Source organism: Stenotrophomonas sp. HMWF003, from assembly GCF_003061285.1.
GTDB classification, from domain to species: Bacteria; Pseudomonadota; Gammaproteobacteria; order Xanthomonadales; family Xanthomonadaceae; genus Stenotrophomonas; species Stenotrophomonas maltophilia_AP.
In genome coordinates this window covers 9,662-19,523 of the sequence record NZ_QAIW01000280.1, presented here as the reverse complement: position 1 = coordinate 19,523, position 9,862 = coordinate 9,662, and the positions used below count along the sequence as shown (strand labels likewise).

The following is a 9,862-nucleotide window of genomic DNA, read 5'->3' as shown; positions in this document are numbered from 1 at the left end:
GGTGATGGCGATGGAACTGGTGGACGACGACATCCAGACCATGCCGCCGTTGTAACCGCGCAACGCAGTCGACCGTTGGTCGGCTGCCCACAACGCCGAACCCGGGCCGCCACCCGTGGCGCCACCCTCACGCCATCCGCAACACCGCCGCGCCCGCAACGATCAACCCCGCCGCGATCCAGCGCGCCCGCGTTACCCGCTCGTGCAGGACGAATGCGGAGATCAGGATGCCGAACAGGATCGAGGTTTCGCGCAGCGCCGAAATCATCGCCACCGGTGCGACAGTCATGGCCCACAGCGCCAGTCCATACGAGGTCAGCGTGCCGATCCCGCCGACCACGCCGAAGCCCCAGTTGCCGCGGGCATAGGCCCACAGCCGGGGCGCACGCGTGCACACCGCCCACACCGGCAGCGGCAGCCCGGACAACAGGAACAGCCACAGCGTGTAGCCGAGCGCCGCGCCGGACTGGCGCGCGCCCCATGCATCGACCAGCGTGTAGGTGGCGATCACCCCGGCATTGAGCAACGGCAGCCACAGGTGCTGGCGTGCGCCGCCGCGTGCCATGCACAGGATGCCGGCACAGATCAGCGCGATACCGCCCCACGCAACCGCAGGCAGGCGTTCGCCCAGGAACAGCGTGCCCACCAGCGCCACCAGGATCGGTGCGCAGCCGCGCATCAGCGGGTAGGACGCGCTCATGTCGGTCACCCGGTAAGTGCGCGCGACCAGGACGTAGTAGAGGACCTGCAAGACCGTGGAGGCGGCCAGCCAGGGCCAGCTGCGTGGCGATGGCGCGGGCACGAACGGCAGCACGACGGCCGCGATCAGCGCCGCCGAGCCGGTGACCAGGATCGTGGTCAGCAGCGTATCGCTGCCGCGTTTGACGATCGCATTCCAGCTGGCATGCAGCAGGGCGGCGAACAGCACCGTACAGAAAATGGAGAGGGACATCGTGTCGGCAGGCAAGCCTTCCATGGACGAACACCCATCATGCCGTGGTAGAGCCACCCCATGGGTGGCTGCACGCACCACGCGGCAGGTACCGACCGTTGGTCGGTACCCCCAACAACCACCGCCGCGTTACAACTTCGCGCGCTGTTCGACCAGGCCCGCCAGCTGCGCGGTCCACTCCACCAGGCGCACGCGTTCCTGCTCGACCACCGCAGCCGGCACCTTGTCGGTGAACTTGGCCAGCTTGGTCTGGCTCTTCTCCTTCTCCGACTCCACCCGGGCAATTTCCTTGTCCAGGCGGGCGCGCTCGGCACCCAGGTCGACCAGGCCTTCCAACGGCACCAGCAGCTTCAGCTCACCGACGATGGCGGCCGCCGACGGCGGGGTATCGGCCGCGTCGGCCAGCCAGTCGATGCGCGCCAGCTTCAGCAGGAACGACAGCGAGGCCGTGAAGCGCGCCACGCGGGTGCGGTCGTCGGCGGTGCCGCCCTGCAGCAGCAGCGTGACCTGCTTGGCCGGCGGCACGTTCAATTCGCTGCGCACGCGGCGCAACGCGTTGACCATGCCCTTGAGCCATTCGACGTCGGCTTCGGCACGGGCGAAATCGCCCGCGAATTCGTCCGCCGTCGGATACGGACGCAGCGACAGGGTGTCGTCGACCAGGCCCAGGCGCGGGGCCACCTGGCGCCACAGCTGCTCGGTGACGAACGGGATCAGCGGGTGCAGCAGGCGCAGCAGCGCTTCCAGCACGTACAGCAGGGTGTGGCGGGTGCTGACCGCGTCGTCGGCGTTGTCACCGTTGAGCGCCGGCTTGGTCAGTTCCAGGAACCAGTCGCAGAACTCGTTCCAGGCAAACTCATACAGGCACTGCGCCAGCAGGTCGAACCGGTAGTTGGCGTAGTGCGCCTGTGCCTCGGCCGACACCGCCGCCAGGCGCGCCAGGATCCAGCGCTCGGCATCGGTGCGCGGCTGCGGCACGCCGGTGACGCTGCTGCCCTCGGTGTTCATCAGGGTGAAGCGGCTGGCGTTCCACAGCTTGTTGCAGAAGTTCTTGTAGCCCTCGGCGCGGCTCATGTCGAACTTGATGTCGCGGCCGTGCGTGGCCAGCGCGGCGATGGTGAAGCGCAGCGCGTCGGCACCGTGGGCAATGATGCCGTCGGGGAATTCCTTGCGCGTGGCCTTCTCGATCTTCGGCGCATCCTTGGGCTTCATCAGCCCGGTGGTGCGCTTGGCAACCAGGTCTTCCAGCGAGATGCCGTCGATGATGTCCAGCGGGTCGAGCACGTTGCCCTTGGACTTGGACATCTTCTGACCCTGCGCGTCGCGGATCAGGCCGGTCATGTAGATGTCCTTGAACGGAATCTTCCCGGTGAAGCTGTCGGTGGCCATGATCATGCGGGCCACCCAGAAGAAAATGATGTCAAAGCCGGTGACCAGCACCGCCGACGGCAGGTAGCGCTCGAACCCGCGCTCGGCCATCGCCTGTTCGTTGGGCCAGCCCAGCGTGGAGAACGGCCACAGCTGCGAGGAGAACCAGGTTTCCAGCACGTCGCTGTCCTGGTGCAGGGCGACGTCGGCGCCGAGGTTGTTGCGCGCGCGCGCATCGGCCTCGTCGCGGCCGACGTAACAGGTGCCCGCGTCGTCGAACCACGCCGGGATGCGGTGGCCCCACCACAGCTGGCGGCTGATGCACCAGTCCTGGATGTTCTCCATCCAGTGGCGGTAGGTGTTGATCCAGTTGGCCGGGACGAACTGGATGCTGCCGTTCTCCACCAGCTCCAGGCCGCGCTTGGCCAGCACGTCCATCTTCACGAACCACTGGTCGGTGAGGTAGGGCTCGATCACCTGCTGGGTGCGGTCGCCGCGCGGCACCTGCAGCTTGTGCGGCTTGGTTTCGACCAGGATGCCCAGGTCTTCCAGCTCGGCCAGGATCACCTTGCGCGCTTCGTAACGGTCCAGCCCGCGGTATTTCTCCGGCGCGTTGTCGTTGATCGCGGCCACCGGGGTGAACAGGTTGATCATCGGCAGGTTGTGGCGCACGCCCACCTGGTAATCGTTGAAGTCGTGCGCGGGGGTGACCTTGACCACGCCGGTACCGAACTCGCGGTCCACGTAGTCATCGGCGATCACCGGGATTTCGCGGTCGGTCAGCGGCAGCTTGACCATCTTGCCGATCAGGTGCGCGTAGCGCTCGTCTTCGGGGTGCACCATCACCGCGGTGTCGCCCAGCATGGTTTCCGGCCGGGTGGTGGCCACGGTCAGCGTGCCGCTGCCATCGGCCAGCGGGTAGCTGATCGACCACAGGAAGCCGTCTTCTTCCACGCTCTCCACTTCCAGGTCGGAAATGGCGGTCTTCAGCACCGGGTCCCAGTTGACCAGGCGCTGGCCGCGGTAGATCAGGCCCTGTTCGTGCCAGCGCACGAAGGCTTCCACCACCGCCTCGGAGGGCTGCGGGTCCATGGTGAAGGTGCTGCGCGACCAGTCGCTGGAGGTGCCCAGGCGGCGCATCTGGCGCTCGATGGTGTCACCGGACTGCGCCTTCCATTCCCACACCTTCTCGATGAAGCCCTCGCGGCCCAGCGAATCGCGGGTTTCGCCCTTGCCTTCCAGCGCCAGGTTGCGGCTGACCACCATTTCGGTGGCGATGCCGGCGTGGTCGGTACCCACCTGCCACAGCGTGTCGTAGCCGCGCATGCGGTGGTAGCGCACCAGCGCGTCCATCAGGGTCTGCTGGAAGGCATGGCCCATGTGCAGCGTGCCGGTCACGTTCGGCGGCGGCAGCAGCACGGTGTACGGCTCGCCCTTGCCGGACGGCTTGAAATGGCCGGCCTTCTCCCACGCGTCGTAGAGCGCGGTTTCGAAGGTTTTGGGGTCGTAGCTGGAGGCGAGTTGGGTCATGCGGGAACCAGGATCGAAGACGGGAGGTGGGGGTGCCGGAACATCAGCGCCCGAGGGCGCGCTGGATCTTCTGGTCGGTATGGAACTGCGAAACCGCGTAGGCGGCCCAGATCGCGGCCGGGAGCCAGCCAATGAGCGTGATCTGCAGGATCAGGCAGAGAATGCCTGCGAACGGGCGGCCAATGGTGAAGAAGGCGAACCAGGGAAAGATCAGGGCGATCAACAGGCGCATCAAGGGTCTCCGGGTTCGGTGGCGGCGCCGCGGCGGCCGCCGCGCGGGTTACATGTCGTACTTGTTCAGGTCAAAGCCCAGCGCCTTGTACTGGCGCCAGCGCTCGCGCAGCGGTTCGCGCGCTTCGGGGTCGGCCGGCACCACTTCCAGTACCCGGTCGCACTCGGCCAGGTACGGGTCGTCGCGCAGGTTGATCACCAGCGGACGCGCCGGGGCCGGCGTGCCGGGCACGGCGATCAGCACCAGCGCCTCTTCCTCGTCCATGTCCTCACCGGCGATCTGGTGCGGGATATAGGCCTCGGCGTCGAATGCCCACAGCAGCTCGTCCAGCTCCTCGGCCTGGGCCTGGTCGCGTGCCAGTACCAGGGTGAACAGCCCGGCGTCGTTGGCCTTGCGGGCCAGCTCGCAGACCAGGCGCAGCGGCTCGGTCAGGAAGCGGGGCTTGGCGATCAGGTAGAAATCAGCACGGGACATGGGCAGGCCAGGAGCGAAAGGGAAGGCCCGGCAGCAGGCCGGGCGGGATCGGGGCGGCGCTCAGGCCACCCCGATCGGGCAGGGCATCAGGCGCGGGCGACCTGGTCCAGCAGCCACTGGCTGAGCAGGCCAACCGGGCGACCGGTAGCCATGCCGCGCTTGCCTTCGTCGCTGGCCACGCCGGCGATGTCCAGGTGGGCCCAGCGCTGGCCTTCGGCGAAGCGCGACAGGAAGCAGCCCGCGGTGATCGCGCCGGCCCAGCGGCCGCCGATGTTGTAGACGTCGGCGAAGCTGGAATCCAGCATCGGCTGGTACTCGTCCCACAGCGGCAGGCGCCAGGCGCGGTCGAACACGTGTTCGCCGGCGGCCAGCAGTTCATTGGCCAGGTCGTCGTGCTTGGTCATCAGGCCGGCGGTCTGGTGGCCCAGCGCGACCATGCAGGCACCGGTGAGGGTGGCCACGTCGACCAGCGCGGCCGGCTCGAAGCGCTGCGCGTAGGTAAGGGCGTCGCACAGGATCAGGCGGCCTTCGGCGTCGGTGTTGCCCACTTCGATGGTCTTGCCCGACATCGAGGTGATCACGTCCGACGGACGGTAGGCATTGCCGTCGATGGCGTTTTCCACCGCCGGCACCACCACCACCAGGTTCAACGGCAGCCTGGCGGTGACCGCCGCGACGAAGGTGCCGATGACGTTGGCGCCACCGCACATGTCGTACTTCATCTCTTCGATGCCGCCCTGGGTCTTCAGGTTGACGCCACCGGTGTCGAAGGTGATGCCCTTGCCGACCAGCACGTACGGCTTGGCGTCGCCGCCGTTGCTCCACTTCAGTACCACCAGGCGCGGGCGGTTGGCCGAGCCACGGGCCACGGCCAGCAGCGAGCCCATGCCCAGCGCTTCCATCTGGTGCTCGTCCAGGATCTCCGCCTCGGCACCGGCGTGGGCCTGGGCGAAGGCGACCGAGGACTCGGCCAGGTAGGCCGGGGTGCACAGGTTCGGCGGCAGGTTGCCCAGCTCGCGGGCGTACTGCACACCGGCGGCGATGGCCTGGCCCTGGGCCAGGGCCTGGGCGTCGGTACCGGCGATGGCCAGCTGGGTCAGGCCGGGTTCGTCGGCCTTCTTCTTGCCCAGGGTGGCGCTGTAGCGGTAGGCGGCGTGGTCGGCGGTGATGATGGCCTGGCGGATGTTCCAGGCGGCATCGCGGCCCTTGACCTCAAGCTCGGTCAGGGTGAACAGCGCGTGGTGGTTGACCCCGCTCTTCAGGGCGCGGCTGGCATCGCCCACGGCCTTGAGGTACTGCGGCACGCCGAACTTGGCCGGTTCGCCCAGCCCCACCACCAGCACGCGCGGGGCGGTGACGCCCGGCAGGTCGTGCAGCAGCGTGGTGTTGCCGGTCTTGCCGCCCACGTCGCCGCGGGCCACCAGGGCCGTCAGGCGACCGCCGGAAGCGGTGTCCAGGGCCTGTGCCGCCGGGCTCAGGGTCTGGTCGGCGTAGGCGCCGACGATGACGCAATCGAACGCGGCCGAGGCCGGCGTTGCGTGGTTCAGGGTGAATTCCAGGGCCATTGATCAGATTCCGTTGGCAAATCCGTACAATCGCGAGCTGTTTACGTCCCGTCAGTAGACTGGGCAGCACCGCGAACGAATCCGAGAGTTTAAACCACCGCCCCATGTCGAAGCTCGATCGCTATCTCCTGCGTGATTTCGTCCAGAGTTTCCTGGCCACTTTGATCGTGCTGCTGGTGGTAAGCGTCGGTGGTGTCCTGGTGGACATCCTCGGCAATATCGCCGACGGCCGCGTACCGGCCCGCCTGCTGTTCTCGCAGCTGGGCCTGCAGTTCATCGTCTACATGCCGCTGATCCTGCCGCTGGCGCTGATGCTGGGCCTGCTGCTGGCCACCGCCCGGCTCTACCGGGACTCGGAAATGGCGGTGCTGACCGCCATCGGGGTGGGGCCCAAACGGCTGCTGCGCCCGGTCCTGATGCTGGTGGTGCCGGTGGTGGGCCTGATCGCCCTGTGCTCGCTGTGGCTGGGCCCCTGGGCCGACCGCACCAGCGAGACCATGATCGTGGAAGCCAACCGCAGCGTGGCCATGGCCGGGCTGGAGTCGGGCAAGTTCACCAACCTGCCCAACAACGGCGGGGTGGTCTACCTGTCCTCGCTATCGCCGGACGGCACCCGGCTGGGCAAGGTGTTCCTGCAGCGGCAGAAGGACGACCGTATCGAGGTGGTGTCGGCCGACCACGGCCGCATGTTCTTCGAGGGCGAGCGCCAGCGCTACCTGGAGCTGGACGACGGCCACCAGGTGGAAGGGCCGGCCAACGGTGCGCTGGACTACAAGCTGATGACCTTCGCGCGCAACGACGTGGCCATGCCCGACGGCGCCGATACCCGCCAGAAGGACGACCCCGAGCTGCTGCCGACCACCCAGCTGCTGGGCGACGCGCGGCCGGCGGCGCAGGCGCAGCTGCATTCGCGCATCACCCCGCCGCTGATCGCGCTGGCGTTCGCGTTGATGACGCTGCCGCTGGCGCGCAGTTCGCCGCGCCAGCAGCGCTACGGGCGCATGATGCTGGCGTTCCTGGCCTACCTGGTGGGCATGAACCTGATGTTCATCGGCACGCGCTGGATCGCCGATGGCAAATTGTCCGGCAGTGTCGGTCTGTGGTGGCTGAGCCTGCCGCTGCTGGCGCTGGCGATCTGGATGTACCTGCGTGACGGCAAGCTGTCGCGCCCGCGGAGGACCGCATGAAGTTTCGCCCGATGCGGTTTGATCTTTATCTTGGCCGATCGGTGTTCGGCACGGTGCTGCTGACCTGGGCGGTGCTGCTGGGCCTGGACGTGGTGATGGCCTTCTCCGGTGAATTCAAGGACGTGGGCAAGGGCGGCTACACGATCGGCCATGCGGCCGCGTGGGTGCTGTACACGGTGCCGCGCCGGGCCTACACGTTCTTTCCGACGGCGGCGGTGATCGGTTCGCTGATGGGGCTGGGACAGCTGGCGGCCACCTCCGAGCTGACCGCGCTGCGCGCGCTGGGTCTGTCGCGCAAGCGCCTGAGTGCGTCGGTGGCGATCGCGCTGTCGCTGCTGACGGCGGTGATGGTGTTGACCGGCGAGACGCTGGCGCCGTGGGCGCAGAGCCGGGCCGACGACATCCGGATGAGCGCCAAGTGGGGCAACGACATGGCGGTGGCCCGCTATTCGGGCGTGTGGGCACGCGAGGGCGATACGTTCCTCAACGCGGGCGCGGGCGACGAGCAGCTGCTGCCGGGCGGTGGGACCAAGCTGGTGCTGCGCGATGTGCGGCTGTACAAGATCGGCGACGACGGCAAGCTGGCATCGTTGACCTACGCGGGCACGGCCGAGCACGGCGATACGGGCTGGGTGTTGAACAAGGTGCGCCGGGATACGTTCGGGGAGCGCTCGGCAACGCGTGAGACGGTGGAGTCCGAGCCGTGGGATTCGCAGCTGGATGCGGCGGCGCTGGCCAGCGGCATTTCCAAGCCGCGCAACCTGCGGGCGGCGGACCTGCGCACGAGCATCGAGTACCGCAAGCGCAACGGGCTGGATGCGCGCGATTACGAGGACATCTACTGGAGCCGGTGGTTCTACCCGGTGAACGTGCTGGCGTTGTGCCTGGCAGCGGTGCCGTTCGCGTTCGGTTCGCTGCGCAGCGGCGGGATGGGGAAGCGGTTGTTCCTGGGCATCCTGTTCGCGCTGGGCTTCTGGCTGCTGCAGTTGTTCTTCGGGCGGATGGCCGGTGCGTTGAAGTTCGATTACCGCATTGCCTACGCACTGCCACCGATCGTGATGCTGGTGGTGTCGGGGATGCTGTTCCGGCGCAAGTCGGGATAAGGCGGCGCCTTCATGGTGCTGATAACTGCTTCAGGGCGGGTCGCTTTTCCACACCATGCGTGTGCGGCCGGAACGGCGCCGCCCAGGTAGTGCCGGCCGCTGGCCGGCTCCACGGAATTCGTCACGCGGTATCGGGAGCCGGCCAGCGGCCGGCACTACCGGAACATGTCCACGCGGTATCGGGAGCCGGCCAGCGGCCGGCACTACCGGAACATGTCACGCGGTATCGGGAGCCGGCCAGCGGCCGGCACTACCGTAATGCGTCAGGGGTATTTGGAGCCGGCCAGCGGCCGGCACTACCGGTTCAACGCTTCGGCAGGCGCCGCAGGCGCGTGCCGCTGGCGCGGTCGTGCCAGGTCAGGCGGTGGCGGTCGATCAGCGACCACCACAGGCCGAGCCCGCCCAGCAGCACCGAGACGGTGCCGACGGTGTAGCGCAGCCATAGTTGCCTGGCGGTGGGGGCGGTGCCGTCGGCCGTGACGACCTGCAGGCGCCACGGGCGCATGCCCAGGGTCTGGCCGCCGCGGCGCCAGCTGAGGGTGGCGTACAGGCCGGTGATGATCCAGCAGCACAGCCACAGCAGCCACTGCAGCGCGCTGAAGGGGGCGATGTTGTCGCGCTCGGCGTGGCCGGAGAGGGTGTAGCCCACGGTGAACAGCGTGCCCGCCAGCATCCACAACGCCAGCGCGGGGAACAGGTCGTAGAGCAGCGCCAGCAGGCGCCACAGCAGCAAGCTGGCGGGGCGATCGGTGGCGGCAGCGGGAGCGGTGGTGGTGGCCATGGGCCGAGCATACCTGCGCCACGGCGCCGGTTCGATGGCCGCCCTGCGTCCGGCTCCGTATGCTGGCCGCATGTCCGATACCTCCACCCCCGCACTGCGCCGCCAGCTGGTGCAGCACCTGCCGCCGCTGCGCGACGACGACAACGCGCTGATCCAGCGCTTCCTCGATGCGATCTGGGCCGAGCAGGGCCTGGCGCAGGCCAGCCTGGACAGCTATCGACGTGACCTGGAGGGCCTGGCGCGCTGGCGCGATGGCGCGGGCGGCGGGTTGGCAACGATTGATCGGGCCGGCCTGTTCGACTACCTGGCCTGGCGTACGCGGCATGGGTGGTCGCCGCGCAGCACCGCGCGGCTGTTGTCGGCGTTGCGCGCGTTTTTCGCCGATGCACTGCGCCGTGGGCAGCGCAGCGACGACCCCAGCGTACTGCTGGATCCGCCGCGGTTGCCGCGGCTGCTCCCCAAGGCGCTGGCCGAAAGCCAGATCGAGGCCCTGCTGGATGCGCCGGACATCGACACGCCGATCGGCCTGCGTGACCGGGCGATGCTGGAGCTGATGTACGCCGCCGGCCTGCGCGTGAGCGAGCTGGTGCAGCTGCCGGCCAATGCGGTCAACCTGCGCCAGGGCGTGCTGCGGGTGACCGGCAAGGGCAGCAAGGAGCGGCTGGTGCCG

At 68.3% G+C, this 9,862-nt stretch carries 9 protein-coding genes; 3 read left to right on the top strand and 6 right to left on the bottom strand.

What is annotated here, in order from left to right; genetic code table 11:
• Positions 1–127: 127 nt before the first annotated feature.
• From DBR34_RS11660 to DBR34_RS11640, 5 genes are all read right to left on the bottom strand, one after another.
• Entirely contained in the window at positions 128–952 is an 825-nt protein-coding gene (locus tag DBR34_RS11660) for a DMT family transporter (protein ID WP_128096920.1), read from the bottom strand.
• 129 nt (positions 953–1,081) lie between these two features.
• Positions 1,082–3,850, bottom strand: coding sequence for a valine--tRNA ligase (locus tag DBR34_RS11655; RefSeq protein WP_128096919.1), 2,769 nt, complete (start codon positions 3,848–3,850; stop codon positions 1,082–1,084).
• A 43-nt stretch (positions 3,851–3,893) separates the two neighbouring features.
• The gene (locus DBR34_RS11650; RefSeq protein ID WP_038690586.1) at positions 3,894–4,082 is read right to left on the bottom strand and encodes a YqaE/Pmp3 family membrane protein; all 189 of its coding nucleotides are present in this window, start codon (positions 4,080–4,082) and stop codon (positions 3,894–3,896) included.
• Between the two features lie 48 nt (positions 4,083–4,130).
• Positions 4,131–4,556 carry a DNA polymerase III subunit chi gene (locus DBR34_RS11645; protein WP_128096918.1) on the bottom strand — a complete coding sequence of 142 codons (426 nt, stop codon included), beginning with the start codon at positions 4,554–4,556 and terminating at the stop codon, positions 4,131–4,133.
• A gap of 86 nt (positions 4,557–4,642) precedes the next feature.
• On the bottom strand, positions 4,643–6,121 hold the full coding sequence (locus tag DBR34_RS11640) for a leucyl aminopeptidase (protein WP_128096917.1): 1,479 nt from the start codon (positions 6,119–6,121) through the stop codon (positions 4,643–4,645).
• A gap of 104 nt (positions 6,122–6,225) precedes the next feature.
• Here DBR34_RS11640 and lptF point away from each other — a divergent pair, with 104 nt between their 5' ends.
• Positions 6,226–7,308, top strand: a complete 1,083-nt coding sequence (gene lptF / locus DBR34_RS11635) for an LPS export ABC transporter permease LptF (RefSeq protein ID WP_128096916.1) — start codon at positions 6,226–6,228, stop codon at positions 7,306–7,308.
• Positions 7,305–8,411 carry an LPS export ABC transporter permease LptG gene (gene lptG, locus DBR34_RS11630; protein ID WP_128096915.1) on the top strand — a complete coding sequence of 369 codons (1,107 nt, stop codon included), beginning with the start codon at positions 7,305–7,307 and terminating at the stop codon, positions 8,409–8,411. Before lptF ends, lptG begins: the two co-directional genes overlap by 4 nt.
• Positions 8,412–8,715: 304 nt before the next feature.
• On the opposite strand, the gene DBR34_RS11625 is transcribed toward lptG, so the two are convergent.
• The gene (locus tag DBR34_RS11625; protein WP_128096914.1) at positions 8,716–9,192 is read right to left on the bottom strand and encodes an RDD family protein; all 477 of its coding nucleotides are present in this window, start codon (positions 9,190–9,192) and stop codon (positions 8,716–8,718) included.
• A 70-nt stretch (positions 9,193–9,262) separates the two neighbouring features.
• Between DBR34_RS11625 and DBR34_RS22775 the strand changes: the two genes are divergently transcribed.
• Positions 9,263–9,862: site-specific integrase (locus DBR34_RS22775; protein WP_258223840.1), on the top strand; the 600-nt coding region annotated here is incomplete at its 3' end.